Source organism: Nitrincola schmidtii, from assembly GCF_008973715.1.
In the GTDB taxonomy this organism is placed as follows: Bacteria; Pseudomonadota; Gammaproteobacteria; order Pseudomonadales; family Balneatricaceae; genus Nitrincola; species Nitrincola schmidtii.
The window spans coordinates 25,577-45,735 of the sequence record NZ_WBOL01000017.1 but is presented as its reverse complement, the minus strand read 5'-3'; the positions used below and the strand labels follow the sequence as shown (position 1 = coordinate 45,735).

The window sequence follows — 20,159 nt, the reverse complement described above, 5'->3', positions numbered from 1 at the left end:
GTCTATTTAATCGATTAAAAATATCGCCAAGCGCCTAGGTCCATGCGCACCCATTTGTAGTTTTTGTTCAATATCGGCACTGCGCGATGGGCCAGTGATCATATTGACCGTTCTGGGCATCTTGCCTTGGTTCAGCTCGCGCACTTTAGCCCAGGCTTCTTCATACACGCCGACAATGTCGCTGCGGTTTAATACCACTAAGTGGTTGTCAGGTAGAAAGTTCAACGTGGTTGGGCTGTCAGGGCGCGAATACAGCATTAGCGTGCCGGTTTCAGCAATACCCAAAAAAGCAGTGGTTAAACTGGCGAGATCTCCCGCCTGCGCAACCCCAGTTCGGATATGAATAGTTTCAGGCAGTTTTTTACAGAGTTCAGGTAGTGGCGCGTCAACAGCTGCAACCAGATCTGTTATAGAGTATTGATCGAGCCACTCAGCAATGGCGCTGGGCAGTGCTTTTAAACTGTTTAATTCGATCACATCTGCGGCTGCTTCACGAGCCATATCTATGAATAATTGCTGGCACTCTTTCTCAGGAATCTGTGCGCGAGCCGGTATTAAGTTCGCTTTATGGGCTGCTATTCTGGATGCAACAGCATCACGGTCAGCAGCGCTGGGCTCAGTGCGACCTAATCCACGTCTGATTTGACCTAAAATCTCTGCTTTGCTCATGATGAAGCTCCATTTTTTTGCTTTTCAGACCACAGCTGCATAAAGGTTTTGTCACTAGGCGCAGGCATATCTCGTCCATCCGTCCAGCCACTAGCGAGCGGCAGTTTGTTTATGCGAGCTTTTTTTCCAGCTAGAGTTCTAAGTGCAAGATTACTAAAGCTACTCAATTGTCGATACAAAGCGGGGCGCTTGGCAAAGAACCCCCATACGCCAATACCCCATCGTGCTGCTTTAGGTGTCAGGTGTTTTTCAAATTCATTGCGACGCCAGTAGCGCATCAGCTTAGGCAGCGGGATTCGAACAGGACAGACGGATTCACACTTGCCACAAAAGGTGGATGCGTTGGGAAGTAGAGCGCCTTTTTCAATACCAATCATTTGAGGGGTCAGTACCGAGCCCATAGGACCTGGATAGACCCATCCATAACTATGCCCACCGACAGCACCGTAAACAGGGCAGTGATTCATACAGGCAGCACAGCGAATGCATCGCAGCATCTCTCGCAGTTCTGATGCAATCATCTCACTGCGACCGTTATCCACTAGAACAACATGGTACTCTTCTGGACCATCTTGATCGCCTTCACGACGAGGCCCAGTAGATAACGTGTTATACACGGTAAATTCTTGCCCAGTAGCAGAGCGTGCCAGCAGGCGTAAAAACAACGTCATATCTTCCAAAGTAGGAACGACTTTTTCAATCGAGGTCACCACTATGTGGGTTTTGGGCAGAATCTGTGTCAGGTCGCCATTACCCTCGTTCGTCACAATAATACTGGAGCCTGTCTCGGCAACCAGAAAGTTCGCGCCGGTAATACCGACGTCCGCCGCCACAAATTTGTTGCGTAACTCTTCACGCGCTTCTTGCATCAGTACCGCTGGGTCCATCGACTTGGGCTTATGGTGATTGGCGTGGAAGGTTTCAGAGACATCTTCAAGGTTTAAGTGAATGGCTGGTGCGATAATATGGCTGGGGTGCTCACCACGCAGTTGCAAAATATACTCACCTAAATCGGTTTCAACCGGGGTGACGCCGTTAGCTTCCAAATATTCGTTCAGATTGATTTCTTCGGTGACCATCGACTTGCCTTTGGTCACGGTACGCGCATTCTTTTCTTGGCAAATTTTTAGAATCGTTTTACGTGCATCTTCCGAGGTGCGACACCAGTGAACATGGCCACCGTTCTCTAATACCTTGGACTCAAAAGCTTCAAGGTAGATGTCTAGGTTTTCGATGATGTGATTTTTTAAGTCACGTGCTTCATCACGCAGTTGATCAAATTCGGGTAAGCGTGCCATGGCAGTGGCGCGTTTGTGTGGAAAGCCTGTTTTAACGTTACCCAGTGCTTTTTGCAGGCCGACATCCTGCAGGGCAATACGCGCGTTTTGCTTAAAGTCGGGGCTGGTAATTTGCATGGTTTTCTCCAGTTATCCGGCTTTAACCGATGATTGAGCTTCGCCGAGGGCAGGCTGGTCGGTCATGCCTGCTAAAATTTCGACCACATGACGTACTTCAACCGCATGGCCTTCACGTTGCAGTTTGCCTGCCATATTCAGTAAACAGCCAAGGTCGCCGCCTAGTAAGGTTTTCGCACCGGCATCGACGATGTTTTGTGTTTTATTGCCCACCATACGATTGGATATGTCTGGGTATTTAACGCAGAATGTGCCACCAAAGCCGCAGCAGGTTTCACTTTCTTCCATCTCTTTTAACTCGACACCGTCGACTTGTGCAAGCAATTGGCGAGGTTGGGCTTTGATGCCCAGTTCACGAAGTCCAGAACAAGAGTCATGATAAGTCACACTGCCATTAAACGTGGGTGCGGTTGCATCAACCTTGAAGTCATCGATCTTCAGAACATCGACCAGAAAGCTAGTAATCTCAAAAGCGCGCTTTTTTAAATCTTCAGCGCGAGCTTTCCATGGGTCATTGTCTTCAAACAATTCAGGATAATGATGCAGCATACCAATGCAGGAACCAGATGGAGCAACGACATATTCAAAGCCATCAAACGCAGCAATGGTTTGACGGGCAATATCGGCACTGGTGCTATAGTCACCGGTATTAAAAGCGGGTTGGCCACAACAGGTTTGTTGAGAGGGTACCTCGACTCTACAGCCAGACTGTTCAAGCAGTTTAATGGTGGCAAAGCCCACTTCTGGACGATACAGATCAGCAAGGCAAGTGATAAACAAGCCCACGACAGGTTGATTCTTATTTGTATTCACGCTCTATCCTCAAAGGGTCACACATCCATACACGATAGGTGATAAATCGTCTAAAATAAATGCAAAGTCTTAAACTGGTCTTACCAAATGACGATTCCTCCTCAATTGACAGCAAAAGAGCGTTTGCAGCAGTTTCTGATGAAACAGATTGCAGCGGGTGAGTTGATACCCGGTAACTCGCTTCCATCTGAGCGAAAGTTGGCATCCGATTTCCAACTATCACGTAATTCTGTTCGAGAAGTCATGCAGTCTCTGCAGCAAAATAATTTGGTTGAAACCACCCAGGGTGGCAGAAGTCGATGTCAAAATTTGCTGCAGCCTCATTTGGAGATGCCTAAATCGGTGGAGATGAGCCTTGCGCTACAATTAGACGTGATGGAAATGCGAGCATTCTTAGAGGGTGAAGCGGCCTACTATTGTGCCTTGCGTGCGACGGATGAGCAGTTACGCCTGTTAAAAATTGAATATCAAGCGATGCAGCAGCGCCGAAGAGGGCAATCTACCTTGCATAAGGCGAAAGCGGATTTAACCTTTCATATGATGATCGCAGAGTCGAGTCATCATCTACTGTTGATCAGCTTTAGCCAGTTATTTTATGCGCGTTACTTTAATGCCATTCATGAAGTGTTATCGACCACGCTGAAACGCTATGGCCGTTATCCTGACGGGATTGGACGGCAGCACGAGAAGATTCATAAAGCCATTCAAGCGCGCAATGCAGAGCAAGCGCGCTTGGAAGCCAGTGAACATATTTTATATACCCGCCGCTTGCTTGAAGCCAGTTGAGCTGGCTTCAGGGCTGCGAGCAAATGCATTTAGGACTGCCTGCAAGGTTGCCGCAGAAGTGTCTTCCGCAATTGTGACAGCCGAGTAAGTCATGCCTGCAACGCTCAACGCAACACAGGCTTGGGCTAAGGCATGAGTTCCTTGGGTCAACGCCCGTTCATCAAACTGAGTCACCTCAATGTGCACTCCAAAGCGTTTTTCTAACGCATGGACTAAGGCTTCAACAGCACCACTGCCTTGTCCTTCAAACGGTGGTTGTTGACCATCGACATTAAAATGACCTTTGACCACACCTTCGGTGGTGTGAATGTCGTAGCCTTTTAATGTCCAACCTGCAACGGCATCATGGAAATGTTCATCAAACAGTGACTTGATCTGTAAAGAAGTGATCTCTTTGCCGGTTTTCTCAGAGGCGTTTTGTACCACGCGGCTAATTTGACTGTGCATCCACTTGGGCAATTCCACCCCATAATCACGCTCTAATATTAAAGCGACTCCACCTTTACCACTTTGGCTGTTGATGCGAATCACGGCTTCATATTCGCGGCCAATATCACGCGGATCAATCGGTAAGTAAGCCACTTCCCAGTGCGTTAATTGATGTTTTTCGTGATAGTTAATCGATTTGCGAATGGCGTCCTGATGGCTACCTGAAAAAGCGGTATAGACTAACTCGCCAGCCCATGGATGACGTGCGGCAACCGGCAACTCGGTGCAGTATTCAACCACTTGGATAATCTCTTTGATATTAGAGAAGTCCAGTTCGGGGTCGATGCCTTGAGAATACAGGTTCATGCCCATGGTAACGATGTCCATATTACCGGTACGCTCACCATTACCCAACAGGGTGCCCTCAATACGATCAGCACCGGCCATGACACCCAATTCTGCCGCAGCAACACCGCAGCCACGGTCATTGTGAGTGTGTAAGCTGATGATGACTTGCTGGCGTTGCGCTAAGTGGCGACAGAAGTATTCGATCTGATCCGCAAATACATTAGGCGTCGACATTTCCACCGTTGCTGGCAAGTTGATAATGACGCGACGACCTGTTTCTGGCTGCCACTCGGCAATCACCGCATCACAGACTTCAACGGCATAGTCTAATTCTGTACCGGTAAAGCTTTCTGGTGAGTACTGAAACTGCCATTCAGTTTGCGGATAGCGCTCTGAATATTCTTTGACCCAGCGAGCACCTTGAACGGCGATCTGCTTAATACCATCGCGGTCTAAACCAAACACCTGTTCACGCTGTACGGTGGAGGTGGAATTGTAAACATGCACAACGGCTCGTTTTACATTTTCCAAGGATTCATAGGTGCGAGAAATTAGATCTTCACGCGCCTGAGTGAGCACTTGAATGGTGACATCATCAGGAATCAGATCGTCTTCGATTAACTTGCGCACAAAGTCAAAGTCAGGCTGAGAGGCAGAAGGAAAGCCCACTTCTATCTCTTTAAACCCCAGTTTCACCAATAGTGTGAACATGCGTGTTTTTTGTTCAATGTTCATCGGATTGATTAGCGCTTGATTACCATCGCGAAGGTCAACACTACACCATAATGGTGCTTGTGTGATCTGCTTGTCCGGCCAAGTGCGATCGGTCAAGCGCACTGGGGTAAAGGGACGATATTTGCGATGGTCAAACATAATAAAATCCTGTCAATCGAAACGTTGATGTATAGAACATAGTTTACGCTGATTGTTGCGCAATAGCTTTGCGAAATGTGTCTAAAAAAGATTTATTCCGCAATGAAATTGAATCAAAAGTTATATATAGTTATTAAAAATTGCGAAATAAGTGGAGTAGTTGAAAGATGCATGTTGAATTAGACCGTTACGATGTGAAGATTTTACAGATACTTCAGCAAGATGCCTCGATCTCTAATCAAGAGCTTGCCGATCGCATTGGATTAACCGCTGCTCCCTGCTCAAGACGGGTAAAGCATTTAATAGATACCGGGGTCATTGAACGCCAAGTGGTTAGAGTCAATGAACGAAAAGTAGGCTTAAACTTGATTGCTATGCTACATATTATTATGGATAAGCATATTCCTGAGCGATTTGAAGCGTTTGAAGCTGCCATCGCAGAAATACCTGAAGTGATGGAATGCTATCTGATTACTGGGCATGACGCTGACTATCAGTTGAAAGTTGCCGTAGCGGATATGGACAGCTATCACGACATCTTGTTGGGAAAAATTACCCGAATTATGGGTGTCAGTGGTGTTAAGTCATCTTTTATTATGAGAAAGGTGGTTGATACAACGGCGGTACCTTTACGCTATGTTTAAATCTCTTTACCGGGGATCGTGAATGCAGAGCAGTGTACTTTCCAGAAGAGGTAAGTTTGATGACTAAATCTGAACTTAAAGCATTGGCTTTATCGCTACCCAAGGCAGAGTTGCATCTTCACATTGAAGGCAGTCTAGAACCTGAGTTGATGTTTACCTTGGCTAAACGCAATGGTATTCGGCTTTCTTATGCCTCGGTTGAAGAGATTCGTCAGGCGTATCAATTTCAAAATCTACAAGAATTTCTGGATCTTTATTATCAAGGTATGTCGGTTCTGCAGACCGAACAAGATTTTTATGATCTCACGTGGGCTTACTTACAGCGTATTCATCAGGAAGGTGTTGTTCATACCGAGATCTTTTTTGACCCTCAGGGACACCTGGAACGAGGTATTTCATTGGAGACGCAAATCCAAGGCATACATAAGGCATTAGTCAATGGACGTTCTGAATTAGGTATTAGCTTCAAGCTGATTATGTCTTTCCTGCGTCATCTATCCGAGCAAAGTGCTTTTGAGACATTAGCATTAGCCATGCCTTGGTTAAGTGTTATTGATGGTGTTGGTCTTGATTCGTCGGAGGTAGGTCATCCGCCAGAGAAATTTACTCGAGTATTTGCTAAGTGTCGTGAGCTAGGTTTGCGTGTGACCGCGCATGCAGGCGAGGAAGGCCCACCTGAATATGTTTGGCAGGCGTTAGACCTATTGAAAGTTCAGCGAATTGATCATGGTAATCGTGCGCTAGAGGATAGCGCATTGGTGGCTTGGCTAGTCGAAGAACAAATTCCTTTAACCATGTGTCCCTTATCGAATCTAAAGCTCTGTGTGATTAAGGATGTAGCAGATCATCCGATTCTTCGATCATTAGAAATGGGATTGTTGGTTACCGTGAATTCAGATGATCCAGCCTATTTTGGAGGTTATATGATGGATAATTTTAACGCTTTGATTGATGCATTGCCTTTGACGGAAGATCATGTTCGACAACTGGCTAAGAATAGTTTTGTGGGGAGTTGGTTGTCAGCTGAAACTGATCACAGCAAGCCCAATCCTAAGTGAATGCTAGAATTTCAACTTCATGTCTGTATAATATTCATAAGCTGTACTTGGTTTGTACGGCTTTTTTATTTTCCAGCATTCAATATGCTTATGTGGCCTGTCGTAGGGGTCACCACTAAGATAAGGACTTACTCATGCCTGTAATTACACTCCCGGACGGCAGTTCACGCCAGTTCGATGCACCTGTTTCCGTATTTGACGTTGCCGCTGATATCGGCGCTGGTCTTGCTAAAGCCGCTCTCGCTGGCAAAGTGAATGGCCAATTAGTCGACACCAGTTTCACCATCGACGAAGACGTACAACTGGCTATCGTTACAGCCAGGGATGAAGAGGGCGTCGATATCATTCGTCACTCTTGTGCACACTTGATGGCGATGGCAGTACAAGATCTGTTCCCGGGTGCGCAGGTCACGATAGGTCCCGTGATCGATAACGGCTTTTACTACGATTTCGCCTATGAGCGTCCCTTCACGCCAGAAGATCTTGAAAAGATCGAAGCGCGCATGAATGAGCTATCTAAGCAGAACCTACCCGTGCATCGCTCACTGATGAGTCGTGACGAGGCGGTAGCCCTGTTTGAAGAGATGGGTGAGTCATACAAGGTTGAGATCATCAGTGATATCCCTTCAGACCAACCTTTGTCTTTCTATAAGCAAGGTGAATTCATCGATCTTTGTCGTGGTCCTCACGTGCCATCTACGGGTCACATCAAAGTCTTTAAATTGATGAAAGTGGCCGGTGCTTATTGGCGCGGTAACTCAGAAAACGAAATGCTTCAGCGTATCTACGGTACCGCTTGGGGTGATAAAAAAGATCTTAAAGAATATCTATTCCGTCTAGAAGAAGCGGAAAAACGTGATCACCGTAAGCTGGGTAAATCCCTGCATCTATTCCATATGCAAGAAGAAGCGCCCGGAATGGTGTTCTGGCACCCGAATGGCTGGAAAATCTATCAACAGATTGAACAGTACATGCGAGCCAAACAGATTAAGCATGGCTACCAAGAGATCAAAACGCCGATGGTGGTCGAGCGATCTCTTTGGGAGAAGTCAGGTCATTGGGATAAGTTCCATGAGGAGATGTTTACCACTCACTCAGAAAGCCGTGACTTTGCTATCAAGCCGATGAACTGTCCTTGTCACGTTCAGGTGTTTAATCAGGGTTTACGTTCTTACCGTGATCTGCCGTTGCGATTGGCTGAGTTTGGTTCATGCCATCGTAATGAGCCATCGGGTGCATTGCACGGTATTATGCGCGTGCGTGGCTTTGTTCAGGATGATGCGCATATTTTTTGTGCTGAAAGCAGTATTCAAACAGAAGTTGCCAGTTTTATCGACTTCTTGCATGAAGTGTACAACGATTTCGGCTTCAGCAACGTTATTTATAAACTGTCTACTCGCCCTGAAAAGCGTGTGGGTTCTGATGAAAGCTGGGATAAGGCTGAGAAAGCGCTTGCGGATGCACTTGATGCAGCAGGATTGGATTGGGAAGAGTTGCCAGGTGAAGGTGCTTTTTATGGTCCTAAAATCGAATTCTCGTTAAAAGATTGTCTAGGACGTGTCTGGCAGTGTGGTACTATCCAAGTCGATTTCTCGATGCCGGGTCGCTTAGGTGCTCAGTTTGTGAACGAAGCGGGTGATCGTGAAGTGCCTGTGATGTTGCATCGTGCAATTCTCGGGTCTTTTGAGCGCTTTATCGGTATACTGATAGAACATTACGCAGGCGCATTGCCACTTTGGTTAAGTCCAAAACAAGCCGTGGTTTTGAATATTACCGATAAACAAGCTGATTTTTGTCAAAAAGTGAACGAAAAACTGCAAGAAGCGGGGATTCGTTCCGATATAGACTTGAGAAACGAGAAGATCGGCTTTAAAATCCGCGAGCACACTTTACAGAAAGTGCCCTACTTGTTAGTGGTAGGTGACAAAGAAGTGGAATCCGGCAGTGTGGCTGTGCGTACACGTACAGGTGAAGATCTAGGTAGTGTTGCCGTTGATGATCTGATTGCACAGCTTAATGCTGAGATCAGCCGCAAGGCGGCTCAAGAATAAAGAACTCGTCAGGAGATAGAATTATCAGGCGTGATAACAAAAGAGGTGGCCGAGCAGCGTTGCCACCCATTAATGAGAATATCCGTGCAACTGAACTGCGCTTAATCGGTGCAGATGGTTCACAGGTTGGTGTCGTAACAATAGATCAGGCGCTTGAGATGGCTCAAGCGGCTGAACTTGACCTAGTTCAGATCTCTGATTCTGATCCTATCGTCTGTAAAATTATGGACTATGGAAAGCATCAGTATGAACTGAAGAAGAAAGCAAATGAGGCTAAGAAGAAACAGACTCAGATGCAGGTCAAGGAAGTGAAATTCCGTCCCGGTACGGAAGAAGGGGATTATCAGGTAAAACTGCGCAACCTGATACGTTTCCTTGAAAGCGGAGACAAGGCTAAGGTCACACTTAGATTCCGTGGTCGTGAGATGGCTCACCAAGAGCTGGGCATGCAACTGTTAGAGCGGATCGAAGCTGATCTGACTGAATACGGTAGCGTTGAACAGCGTGCTAAAATGGAAGGTCGTCAAATGGTCATGGTGATTGCTCCGAAGAAGAAATAGTCACTCGTGCAGCTAACCCGCAAACCGAACAGTCTTCTGAACGGTATGTGGGTTTTTGTTGTTTGGTTTGTGACCAATTAATAAACGAATGCGTGGAGAAGAGTAATGCCAAAGATTAAAACTGTCCGCGGTGCGGCAAAGCGTTTCAAAAAAACTGCCAATGGCATCAAGCACAAGCAGTCCTTTAAAAGCCACATTTTGACCAAGAAGAGCACCAAGCGTAAGCGTCAGCTTCGCCCGATGGCCCAGGTTCACGAGAGTGATATCAAACTGGTTAAGCGTATGCTCCCGACACTGTAAGTGTCTCTTGTGTTAAGACTGAAATTTTATAGGAAGGAAATGTTATGCCTCGCGTAAAACGTGGTGTTGTGGCGCGTCGTCGTCATAAGAAAATTCTGAAACTGGCCAAGGGTTACTACGGTGCTCGTAGCCGTGTATTCCGTGTTGCTAAACAAGCGGTTATCAAAGCTGGTCAATATGCTTACCGTGACCGTCGTCAACGTAAGCGTCAATTCCGCGCTTTGTGGATCGCTCGTATCAACGCAGCTGCACGTATCAATGGTCTGTCTTACAGCCGTTTCATCGCTGGCCTGAAAAAAGCCAACGTCGAAATCGACCGTAAAGTACTGGCTGATCTAGCGGTTAACCAACAGCATGCGTTTACTGCTGTGGTTGAAAAAGCTAAGGCTGCACTGGCGTAAGCCAACACCCACCTATTGGTAGGTTAAAGACTGATAGATAAGGGGAGGGGTGTATACCTTCCCCTTTTTTTTGCGGAGTTTGAGTAATGGAAAATCTTGCACAATTGTTGGAGCAGGGTAAACAAGCGGTAGCACAGGCAGATAATGTGCGTCTACTTGATGAGGTGCGTGTTCAGTATCTGGGTAAGAAAGGTGAGCTTACCCAGCTATTGAAAGGTCTTGGCAAACTCTCAGCAGAAGAGCGTCCAGCAGCTGGCGCTAAGATCAACGAAGCTAAAGAAGCGTTACAAGAAGCCTTGGATGCGCGTAAAGCACACCTTGAAGCAGATGCGCTGAGTGCTAAATTAGCCTCTGAGAAAATCGATGTGACCTTGCCAGGTCGAAAAACAGATTTAGGCGGCATGCATCCAGTGACGCGGACCTTGGAGCGAATTGAAGCCTTTTTCGGTAGCATTGGTTACAGTGTTGCAGAAGGCCCAGAAGTTGAAGATGATTATCACAACTTTGAAGCGCTCAATATTCCTGCGCATCACCCGGCTCGTGCCATGCACGACACTTTCTACTTTGATGCACACACCTTACTTCGCACGCATACCTCACCTGTGCAAGTGCGAACCATGGAAGAGAAGCAGCCACCCATTCGTATCATCTGTCCTGGTCGGGTTTATCGTTGTGACTATGATCAAACTCACTCGCCGATGTTCCATCAGGTGGAAGGGTTGTTAATAGATAAAAACGTTAGCTTTGCAGACCTAAAAGGGACCTTAGAAGAATTCTTACGAGAATTTTTTGAAGAAGACGTCAAGGTTCGCTTCCGTCCATCTTACTTCCCATTTACTGAGCCTTCCATCGAAGTGGATATCGACCGTGGTGATGGCAAATGGCTTGAAGTGCTTGGCTGTGGCATGGTTCACCCGAAGGTATTTGAATACTCTGGTATCGACCCTGAAGTTTACACCGGCTTTGCGTTCGGTATGGGGGTAGAGCGTTTGGCAATGTTGCGTTACGGCGTCAATGACCTGCGATTGTTCTTTGAAAATGACCTACGATTCCTCGGTCAATTTCGTTAATTCATCAACAAGCAGGTTTTATAGGAAAGCAGAATGAAATTCAGTGAACAGTGGTTACGTGAATGGGTTAAACCCGCTCTATCAACACAAGCACTTGCTGATCAGCTTAGCCTTGCTGGTCTAGAAGTTGATGAAGTGAGCGATGTTGCAGGTCATTTTGAAGGCGTTGTGGTTGCCGAAATAATCAGTGCAACACAGCATCCAGACGCTGATAAATTGCAAGTGTGCCAAGTCAGTGATGGCAGCGAAACCTTTCAAGTCGTCTGCGGTGCAGCCAACGCAAGGGCAGGTCTGAAAACCGCTTTTGCTCGTGTCGGTGCGGTGCTTCCTGGTGATTTTAACATCAAAAAAGCAAAACTACGTGGTGTTGAGTCCATGGGTATGCTCTGTGCTGAAGATGAGCTGGGCATCTCCGATGACCACGGCGGTATTATGGAGTTGGCTGCAGATGCGCCGGTGGGTCTGGATTTGCGAGAGTTCTTAAATCTCAACGATAGCTTGATTGATGTCGACCTAACCCCTAACCGAGGCGACTGTTTAAGCATTTCTGGGCTAGCGCGTGAAGTGGGTGTACTAAACCAAGTGGCGGTAACGTCGGTTCAAGTTGCAGACGTTGCGCCTGTTTGTGCAGATACTTTCTCGGTGAAATTGGAAGCCCCACACGCCTGTCCACGTTACGTAGGACGTGTCATTCGTAATATCAATCCAGGCGCAACCACACCGCTATGGATGCAAGAAAAACTTCGTCGTTCCGGCATTCGTAGCATTGACCCAGTGGTCGATGTCACTAACTATGTCCTGCTGGAGTTGGGACAGCCAATGCACGCGTTTGATCTGAATAAACTCAGTGAAGGCATCGTTGTACGCATGGCGAATGCGGGCGAAACACTCGTGCTGTTGGATGAAACAGAAGTCACTCTCAATGATGACACGCTGCTGATTACCGATGCCAAAGGGCCTTTGGCTATGGCAGGGATCATGGGAGGCGATGCCAGCGGTGTGACCGATGAAACGCGCGACATCTTCCTGGAAAGTGCCTTTTTCAGTCCATTATCTATCGTGGGTCGTGCTCGTAATTATGGTCTGCACACCGACTCGTCACATCGCTTCGAGCGTGGTGTCGATTGGCAATTGCAGCGTAAAGCCATCGAGCGCGCAACGGCATTATTACTCGATATCGTCGGTGGTGAGCCGGGTCCTGTGACAGAAGCCTTCAGTGAAGTAGATCTTCCCAAGGTTCCTGTTGTGATCCTAAGAGAATCACGTGTCAATTCGATGTTAGCAATGGAAATGCCCCAGGCAACGGTTGAAGATATCTTGTCTCGCCTCGGAATGACCTTGAATCGTCGTAATGACCAAGCGTGGGATGTCACCGTTCCTTCATGGCGTTTTGATATCACGCTAGAAGTTGATCTGATAGAAGAAATTGCGCGTGTTTACGGATATGACAATTTACCTGTTCGTACACCCATTGCTCAATTACCGCTGCCTCCAATTGCTGAAAGGCAAGTTACACTAAACCGCATTCGTCGTCATCTGATGAGTCGTGACTATCAAGAAGCGATTACTTACAGCTTTATTGAAGCGGGTTTATCCGCTCAATTTGATCCGGATACTCAACCTTTGGCACTGGCCAATCCCATTTCCGCGGAAATGGCGGTGATGCGAACGTCTTTATGGCCTGGTTTGGTGAAGGCAGTGTCTTACAACCAGAATCGTCAACAGGCTCGTATCCGTTTATTTGAAACCGGACAGCGCTTCCTACCGCAGCCAAATGGTGGACTTCTTCAGCAAAATACGATCGCTGGCGTCATTACTGGAAATCGTGATGCTGAAGGCTGGGTTGCCGCTAAAGATAAAATCGATTTCTTTGATATTAAGGGTGATGTAGAGAGTTTATTAGCGCTGGGTGGTTGCCCTGAAGAATTTAGCTTTGCCGCAGCCGAACATCCAGCCTTGCATCCTGGTCAATCTGCGCAGATCCTGCGAGCAGGTGAGGTTGTTGGCTACCTAGGTGCGTTACATCCGTTGTTGTTAAAGAAGTTAGACCTTAATGGTCCTGTATATCTATTTGAGCTACAACAAGATGCTGTTACCTTAGGTCACTTACCCCGTTATTCGGCACTATCTAAGTATCCTGAGATGCGTCGTGATCTATCGTTAATCGTTGATGAGCAGATCGAATTTGATACGATTCGTCGTACCGTCATTAATCAGGCAGGGGATGCACTGAAAAAAGTCACACTTTTTGACCTATATCAGGGTCAAGGTATTGAAGCAGGAAGAAAAAGTCTTGCTTTGGGCTTGACCTGGCAGCATCCTTCGCGCACTCTTACTGATGAAGAAATAAACAATAGTGTAAAAGCAGTTGTGGCCGCACTAACGAATGTTTGTGGTGCATCATTGAGAGAATAAAAACAGGGTGATTGTCATGAGCTCTTTGACCAAAGCCGAAATGGCAGAACGTTTATTCGACGAACTAGGCTTGAATAAACGCGAAGCCAAAGAGATGGTAGAATCTTTTTTTAACGAAATACGTGAATGTCTGGCATCCAACGAACAGGTTAAGCTTTCAGGTTTTGGGAACTTTGATCTGCGCGACAAACGTCAGCGCCCGGGTCGAAACCCTAAAACGGGTGAAGAAGTGCCAATTTCAGCACGTAGGGTGGTTACGTTCAGGCCTGGCCAAAAACTGAAGGAGCGTGTGGACACCTATGCCGGAAGCCGGAGAGAAGAGTCCTGAGCTGGAACCCATTCCGGGTAAGCGTTATTTTACGATAGGTGAGGCCGCTAAGCTTTGCGACCTCAAACCTCACGTATTGCGCTATTGGGAACAAGAGTTCAAGCAGATACAGCCGGTAAAGCGAAACAACCGCCGCTACTACCAGCGCCAAGATCTATTGCTTATACGGCAGATAAGAAACCTGCTGTACGAGCAAGGCTTTACTATTACAGGTGCTCGTCAATGGCTTAGTAGTGATGAAGCCAGTGATGACACTACGCGTTATCAACAACTGATAAGACAAACGATTAACGAGCTAGACGATGTTCTTAAGTTGTTAAAATCAGTTAAATAAATGCTTCACAGATTCAATTCCTTGGTGTAGTATTTGCACCCTCTTCGGATCTTATCAATAGATCCAGATACAAGGTATAAGTACAGTCGGGGCGTAGCGCAGCCTGGTAGCGCACTTGCATGGGGTGCAAGGGGTCGCAGGTTCAAATCCTGCCGTCCCGACCAATTTTACGATAAATAAGTTAATGTCAATTCAGCCGTTAATTGACCAACCTAAAAGCATCTAATCCCTCCAAAAGACCGTATACTCCATGAATAATACATTCCGAAGAAAGGTCTTATATGTCGAATTCAAGCCCATCGCAAGATAAAGAAAAGCCACAGCGTCTTCCATGTCGCGGTTGTATGCCAGATTGCCCTAATTACGATAACTGTGATGGAACGCCTTGGCGTAGTGACAAAATCCCAAAACCAACTCTAAATTGATTGGTTATATATCCTGACACATTCAGTTTAGTCATGCGTTAACGTAAAAATGACAGACTTATTGGCAAGTCTAGACAAAAAACACCCGCTAAAAAGCGGGTGAATATCCAACATGACACTCGTTTGCTAAGGCATCAACTCCAATTCCCTCCGAATTTCTTCAGCACTAGGTCTTAGTTGCGGCAATCCTCTGCGTTCTCTGCGTTGTGCTAGAAGGTAGAGAATCGGTGACGCAATAAAGATCGATGAGGCCGTGCCAACCACGACACCAAATAACATTGGTATAGCAAAGCTGGACACAGCGCTACCCCCTGCAATAGCCATAGGTAACAAAGCCAGTAGTGTGGTCACTGAGGTAAAGAGTGTCCGAGTTAGGGTAGAGCTTATGCTCTCATTTAATAACTGCAGCATGGGTTTATGGGGTGTTAATCTTAAGTTCTCTCGAATACAATCAAACACCACCACCTTGTCATTCACCGAATAACCGATCAACGCCAGCAGTGCGGCCACCGCCGTTAAATTGAATTCAACACCGGTTAGCACGAAAAATCCGATGGTCTTGGTAAGGTCCAAGGCAATCGTGAGCGTTGCTGCCAAGGCAAAATGCGATTCAAAACGCCACCAGAGGTAGCTCAGCATACCTAAACCCGCAAACAGAATGGCCAATAGCGTCATATCACTAAAATCGCCACTGACTTTAGGGCCGACTAACTCAGTACGAGGAAATTCTGCATCTGCATCGGCCGCCAACACCGTTTGTTTCAGTTGTTCAACCTGAGCGTTAGCGACAGCTTGTTGACCTTGTTGTAAGGGCAAGCGAACAAGGTATTGTCCAGTGTCTCCTGACTCTTGAAGGCTTGCATCTGCTAGACCACCTAACACCAACTGATGACGTAGTGTTTCAGATGGCATGCCATCGGTATGTACCTCGACTAAGGTTCCTCCGGTAAAGTCGATACCGTATTTCATGCCCGGTTGAAAAAACAAACCCACTGATACAATGGATAGAGCTAGGGATAACGCTAAGCCGAAACGACGAGCAGCCATCAAGTTAGGCGCTTTTTTACTTAAGCCCTCTAACCAAGGAATACCGGCTATTTGCAATGTTCCACGAGCTTTACCCCGTATGCGCCATTCCATCAGTAAGCGCGTTAAAGTGATAGAGGTAAATAATGAGGTCAGTAAGCCTATCCCAATAGTGACCGCAAAGCCTTTAACCGGTCCACTGCCAAAGAAAAACAGTAAACTGACCGCGATTAAGGTGGTGATGTTTGAATCAAGAATGGTGCTCCACGCGCGTGAAAAACCCTCTTTCAGCGCCATGGCGGCAGAGTAGCCTTTGCGAGCTTCTTCTTTTATACGCTCGTTGATCAAGATATTGGCATCGACCGCCATACCCAGCGTTAAAATGATACCGGCAATGCCAGGAAGAGTAAGAGTGGCGCGAAGTAAACTCAGTACTCCTATAATCAGCCCTAAATTCGCCATCAGGGCCACACAAGCGATCAATCCCCAGCTGCCGTAGACTGCAAGCATAAAGGCGAGTACTAAGACTGCCCCGATTAATCCAGTAGTAACGCCCATATGGATCGCATCACTGCCAAGATCAGGACCGACAGTTCTCTCTTCAATAACCTGTAAGGGAACGGGTAAAGCGCCGGCTCGAAGTAATAAGGCTAAATCGCCCGCTTCTCTGGGTGTAAAGCTACCACTGATTTCGCCAGAACCACCACCGATGACACTACGAATCACTGGTGCAGTGATTACCTTATCATCTAATACGATGGCTAAGGCTCTACCTATATTGGCACGGGTTAACTCAGCAAAGCGCTTTGCACCTTCAGCATCTAAGGTGAAATTAACCACCGGAGCACCGGTTTGCTGATTAAAGGCCAAATGAGCATCACTGATATGCTGTCCTTCCAAGGCAACGCGTGATTCAAGACGAAAACGCTCTTCACCAAGACTATCCCATCGATCCATAGTGAGACCGCTAACCTGTGACCTATCCGCCACCCAGTGGAAGGTCATTTTTGCTGTGGTGCCTAGTAGTTCACGTACCTCTGCTGGATCAGCTACACCAGGCATCTGTACTAAAATGAACTCGCGTCCTTGTCGTGTAATGCTAGGCTCGACCAGTCCGGTCTCATCCAAACGGCGACGCACAACTTCCAGAGTGCTCTCCATAATTTCATCGGTAATGACTTCATCATTGGACAGTTTCATGGCTGCTTTATCGACTTGCAGAAGCAGGTGAGAACCACCCTGTAAATCCAGCCCTAGTGACAGGGTGTTTTCGGTATACCAAGCGGGCAATTGCTTGGCCAATTGGCTGGGTAATAAGTTAGGGACTGCACTAAACAGCATAGAGAGCACTAGCAAGCCACAAATAGCAGCACGCTGATAAAAACCTTTCATAGGTAACTCCATCAAAAAAAAACTAAGCGAAACTGCCAATGTAACGGCAGCAGTAGGAAGGCTTAGTGTTTAGGGGGAGCTCTTAATAGTGGTTGGAAAAAAAGCCGAGCAGTTGCCTGAGAAGGGGCTGATGAGAGAGGTTTTAGGCAGTGATCTGCCAGTAGTGCAACCACCAAAGCGGCGAAAAGGGCCAAAAAGTGATTAGGTGTATCAGAAGAGGTGGGTTCTAAATCATCTTCAAGCAGTTGAGCATCAGAAATTCGATGCTGTGAAGGATATTGTGAAGATTGAAGTACGACGGCCCAGCTTTTCGATTCTGAAATAAATCCTGTTTCAGTCTGAGTCGAATGTGGGGTCGGGAAGGCCGTAAACACCAACCACAGCAAAGCGAGCAGCAACATCTGAATTGAACCAGATTGTCTGGAGGTGCAAGCAGGCATGTAAGATTGTGTTGGCTTCAAGATGTGTCTTGACCTGAATAATTAATGATCAATTATCGATCTAAGTCATATGACTGTCAAACACTTCATCTATCTTGTCTGTCATTGAGGCGGTCTGTGAATCTGCGTTGAAACATTTTTTGACAAAATTTGGATTTGTGGGCGCTTGTATATATAATACTCGCCTTCAAATTCGTGTGGTGCGTTATGTATTTGAATAATTCTGCCGCACTATTTTAAAACCCTAGCTTATTGAGATGACTATGTCAGCAGATTTATCCCTATACAGAAACATTGGTATCTTCGCCCACGTCGATGCTGGCAAGACTACTACGACTGAACGTATCCTCAAACTCACCGGTAAAATTCATAAGTTAGGTGAAGTTCACGAAGGTGAATCGACTACTGACTTCATGGAACAAGAAGCTGAGCGTGGTATTACCATCCAATCAGCAGCAGTAAGCTGCTTCTGGAAAGGTCACCGTTTTAACGTAATCGATACCCCTGGGCACGTTGACTTCACCGTTGAAGTATATCGTTCACTAAAAGTATTGGATGGTGGTATTGGTGTGTTCTGTGGTTCTGGTGGTGTTGAACCCCAGTCAGAAACCAACTGGCGTTATGCAAACGACGCTGGCGTATCACGTCTGATCTTCGTAAACAAACTAGACCGTATCGGTGCTGATTTCATCCGTGTTACCGAACAAGTTAAGCGTGTTCTAGGTGCTAGCCCACTGATCATGGTGTTGCCAATTGGTGTGGAAGACACGTTAAAAGGTGTTGTTGATCTACTGACTCAAAAAGCCTACGTGTGGGATGACTCTGGCATTCCTGAGAATTTCGAAGTGACTGACGTACCAGCTGATATGGCTGATGACGTTGAAATGTACCGTACACAGTTGATCGAAACGGCCCTAGAGCAAGACGATGACCTGTTAATGGCATACATGGAAGGTGAAGAGCCTTCAGTTGAAGATATCAAGCGCTGCATCCGCAAAGGTACTCGTGACCTTGCTTTCTTCCCAACTTACTGTGGTTCTGCGTTCAAGAACAAAGGCATGCAGTTGTTGCTAGATGCCGTTGTTGATTATCTTCCTTCGCCGACAGAAGTTGATCCACAGCCTTTGACTGACGAAGAAGGTAATGAAACTGGCGAATACGCTATCGTTTCAGCAGATGAGCCATTCCGTGCACTAGCATTCAAAATCATGGATGACCGCTTTGGTGCCCTAACCTTTATTCGTATTTACTCAGGTGTATTGAATAAGGGTGATACCATTCTTAACTCGTTCACCGGTAAAACTGAACGTATCGGTCGTATGGTAGAGATGTACGCAAACGATCGTATCGACCTGACCAGTGCTCAGGCAGGCGATATCATTGCGTTGGTTGGTTTGAAAAACAACACTCAGACTGGTCACACCCTTTGTGACGTTAAAAAGCCTTGTACTCTAGAGCCAATGGTATTCCCAGAGCCAGTAATCTCTATCTCTGTTGCACCTAAAGATAAAGGTTCTATGGAGAAAATGGGTGTTGCGATCGGTAAAATGGTTGCAGAAGATCCAACCTTCCGTGTTGAAACGGATGAAGATTCAGGTGAAACCATTCTGAGAGGTATGGGCGAGCTACACTTAGATATCAAAGTAGATATCTTAAAGCGTACTTACGGTGTTGAACTAGTTGTGGGTCAGCCTCAGGTTGCTTACCGCGAAACGATCACACGTGCTATCGAAGACAGCTACACGCACAAGAAGCAATCCGGTGGTTCTGGTCAGTACGGTAAGATTGATTACCGCATCCGTCCTGGTGAGCAAAACTCTGGCTTTACCTTCAAGTCTTCTGTTGTGGGCGGTAACGTTCCTAAAGAGTACATCCCTGCAATTGAGAAAAGCTTTGCCGGTATGATGTCTGAAGGTACTTTAGCAGGCTTCCCAGTATTAGACGTTGAAATCGAACTGTTTGATGGTGCATACCACGCAGTAGACTCATCAGCGATTGCTTACGAAATCGCTGCTAAAGGCGCTTTCCGTCAGTCTATGCCAAAAGCAGGTCCACAGTTACTTGAGCCAATCATGAAAGTTGACGTGTTCACACCAGAAGATCACGTGGGTGATGTTATCGGTGACTTAAACCGTCGTCGTGGCATGATTGCGGGTCAAGAAGCCGGTGTGACGGGCGTTCGTATCAAGGCTGATGTACCACTATCTGAAATGTTTGGTTACATCAGTTCACTACGTACAATGACATCGGGTCGCGGTCAGTTCTCTATGGAGTTCTCACACTACGCACCATGTCCTGCAAACGTCGCTGAAACTGTTGTGGCTAAAGCGAAAGAAAAGAAAGCTGCTCTAAAAGCTTAATCGCTAACAGCTTAAATAAGCC

General features: G+C 46.6%; 18 protein-coding genes and 1 tRNA gene. 13 read left to right on the top strand and 6 right to left on the bottom strand.

Features of this window, described 5'->3' with window-relative positions:
• Positions 1–6 precede the first annotated feature (6 nt).
• The 3 genes from F7R24_RS13575 to F7R24_RS13565 are packed head-to-tail and all read right to left on the bottom strand — an operon-like array spanning position 7 to position 2,897.
• Entirely contained in the window at positions 7–669 is a 663-nt protein-coding gene (locus tag F7R24_RS13575; RefSeq protein ID WP_151671806.1) for a LutC/YkgG family protein, read from the bottom strand.
• A complete protein-coding gene (locus F7R24_RS13570; RefSeq protein ID WP_151671805.1) occupies positions 666–2,084 on the bottom strand; it encodes a LutB/LldF family L-lactate oxidation iron-sulfur protein in 1,419 nt (472 codons plus the stop codon). Before F7R24_RS13570 ends, F7R24_RS13575 begins: the two co-directional genes overlap by 4 nt.
• 12 nt (positions 2,085–2,096) lie before the next feature.
• Positions 2,097–2,897, bottom strand: coding sequence for a (Fe-S)-binding protein (locus F7R24_RS13565; RefSeq protein WP_151671804.1), 801 nt, complete (start codon positions 2,895–2,897; stop codon positions 2,097–2,099).
• A gap of 87 nt (positions 2,898–2,984) precedes the next feature.
• Between F7R24_RS13565 and F7R24_RS13560 the strand changes: the two genes are divergently transcribed.
• The gene (locus tag F7R24_RS13560; RefSeq protein ID WP_151671803.1) at positions 2,985–3,683 is read left to right on the top strand and encodes a FadR/GntR family transcriptional regulator; all 699 of its coding nucleotides are present in this window, start codon (positions 2,985–2,987) and stop codon (positions 3,681–3,683) included.
• Here F7R24_RS13560 and leuA read toward each other — a convergent pair.
• On the bottom strand, positions 3,651–5,333 hold the full coding sequence (leuA, locus tag F7R24_RS13555) for a 2-isopropylmalate synthase (RefSeq protein WP_151671802.1): 1,683 nt from the start codon (positions 5,331–5,333) through the stop codon (positions 3,651–3,653). The genes F7R24_RS13560 and leuA overlap by 33 nt on opposite strands.
• 167 nt (positions 5,334–5,500) lie before the next feature.
• Between leuA and F7R24_RS13550 the strand changes: the two genes are divergently transcribed.
• The 11 genes from F7R24_RS13550 to F7R24_RS13500 all read left to right on the top strand — a co-directional run bounded on the left by F7R24_RS13550 (position 5,501) and on the right by F7R24_RS13500 (position 14,658).
• A complete protein-coding gene (locus F7R24_RS13550) occupies positions 5,501–5,977 on the top strand; it encodes an Lrp/AsnC family transcriptional regulator (protein ID WP_151671801.1) in 477 nt (158 codons plus the stop codon).
• Between the two features lie 59 nt (positions 5,978–6,036).
• The gene (locus tag F7R24_RS13545; protein ID WP_151671800.1) at positions 6,037–7,035 is read left to right on the top strand and encodes an adenosine deaminase; all 999 of its coding nucleotides are present in this window, start codon (positions 6,037–6,039) and stop codon (positions 7,033–7,035) included.
• Between the two features lie 134 nt (positions 7,036–7,169).
• Positions 7,170–9,086 carry a threonine--tRNA ligase gene (gene thrS, locus F7R24_RS13540; protein ID WP_151671799.1) on the top strand — a complete coding sequence of 639 codons (1,917 nt, stop codon included), beginning with the start codon at positions 7,170–7,172 and terminating at the stop codon, positions 9,084–9,086.
• Positions 9,087–9,145: 59 nt separating this feature from the next.
• Positions 9,146–9,646, top strand: a complete 501-nt coding sequence (gene infC, locus F7R24_RS13535; RefSeq protein WP_240776125.1) for a translation initiation factor IF-3 — start codon at positions 9,146–9,148, stop codon at positions 9,644–9,646.
• A gap of 105 nt (positions 9,647–9,751) precedes the next feature.
• Positions 9,752–9,946: a 50S ribosomal protein L35 gene (gene rpmI / locus F7R24_RS13530; protein ID WP_151671797.1), complete on the top strand. Its 195-nt coding sequence runs from the start codon at positions 9,752–9,754 to the stop codon at positions 9,944–9,946.
• 44 nt (positions 9,947–9,990) lie between these two features.
• On the top strand, positions 9,991–10,347 hold the full coding sequence (gene rplT, locus F7R24_RS13525) for a 50S ribosomal protein L20 (protein WP_151671796.1): 357 nt from the start codon (positions 9,991–9,993) through the stop codon (positions 10,345–10,347).
• Between the two features lie 86 nt (positions 10,348–10,433).
• Entirely contained in the window at positions 10,434–11,417 is a 984-nt protein-coding gene (gene pheS / locus F7R24_RS13520; RefSeq protein WP_151671795.1) for a phenylalanine--tRNA ligase subunit alpha, read from the top strand.
• A gap of 33 nt (positions 11,418–11,450) precedes the next feature.
• Entirely contained in the window at positions 11,451–13,832 is a 2,382-nt protein-coding gene (gene pheT / locus F7R24_RS13515) for a phenylalanine--tRNA ligase subunit beta (RefSeq protein ID WP_151671794.1), read from the top strand.
• 16 nt (positions 13,833–13,848) lie between these two features.
• Positions 13,849–14,160, top strand: a complete 312-nt coding sequence (ihfA, locus tag F7R24_RS13510) for an integration host factor subunit alpha (protein WP_151671793.1) — start codon at positions 13,849–13,851, stop codon at positions 14,158–14,160.
• On the top strand, positions 14,132–14,494 hold the full coding sequence (locus F7R24_RS13505; RefSeq protein WP_151671792.1) for a MerR family transcriptional regulator: 363 nt from the start codon (positions 14,132–14,134) through the stop codon (positions 14,492–14,494). Before ihfA ends, F7R24_RS13505 begins: the two co-directional genes overlap by 29 nt.
• Positions 14,495–14,581: 87 nt before the next feature.
• A tRNA-Pro gene (locus F7R24_RS13500) sits at positions 14,582–14,658 on the top strand.
• Positions 14,659–15,045: 387 nt separating this feature from the next.
• On the opposite strand, the gene secD is transcribed toward F7R24_RS13500, so the two are convergent.
• Positions 15,046–17,337 carry a protein translocase subunit SecD gene (secD, locus tag F7R24_RS13495; RefSeq protein WP_151671791.1) on the bottom strand — a complete coding sequence of 764 codons (2,292 nt, stop codon included), beginning with the start codon at positions 17,335–17,337 and terminating at the stop codon, positions 15,046–15,048.
• 62 nt (positions 17,338–17,399) lie between these two features.
• On the bottom strand, positions 17,400–17,738 hold the full coding sequence (locus F7R24_RS13490) for a hypothetical protein (protein WP_168926839.1): 339 nt from the start codon (positions 17,736–17,738) through the stop codon (positions 17,400–17,402).
• 302 nt (positions 17,739–18,040) lie between these two features.
• Between F7R24_RS13490 and fusA the strand changes: the two genes are divergently transcribed.
• Positions 18,041–20,137: an elongation factor G gene (fusA, locus tag F7R24_RS13485; RefSeq protein WP_151671789.1), complete on the top strand. Its 2,097-nt coding sequence runs from the start codon at positions 18,041–18,043 to the stop codon at positions 20,135–20,137.
• The last annotated feature ends 22 nt before the right edge of the window (positions 20,138–20,159 follow it).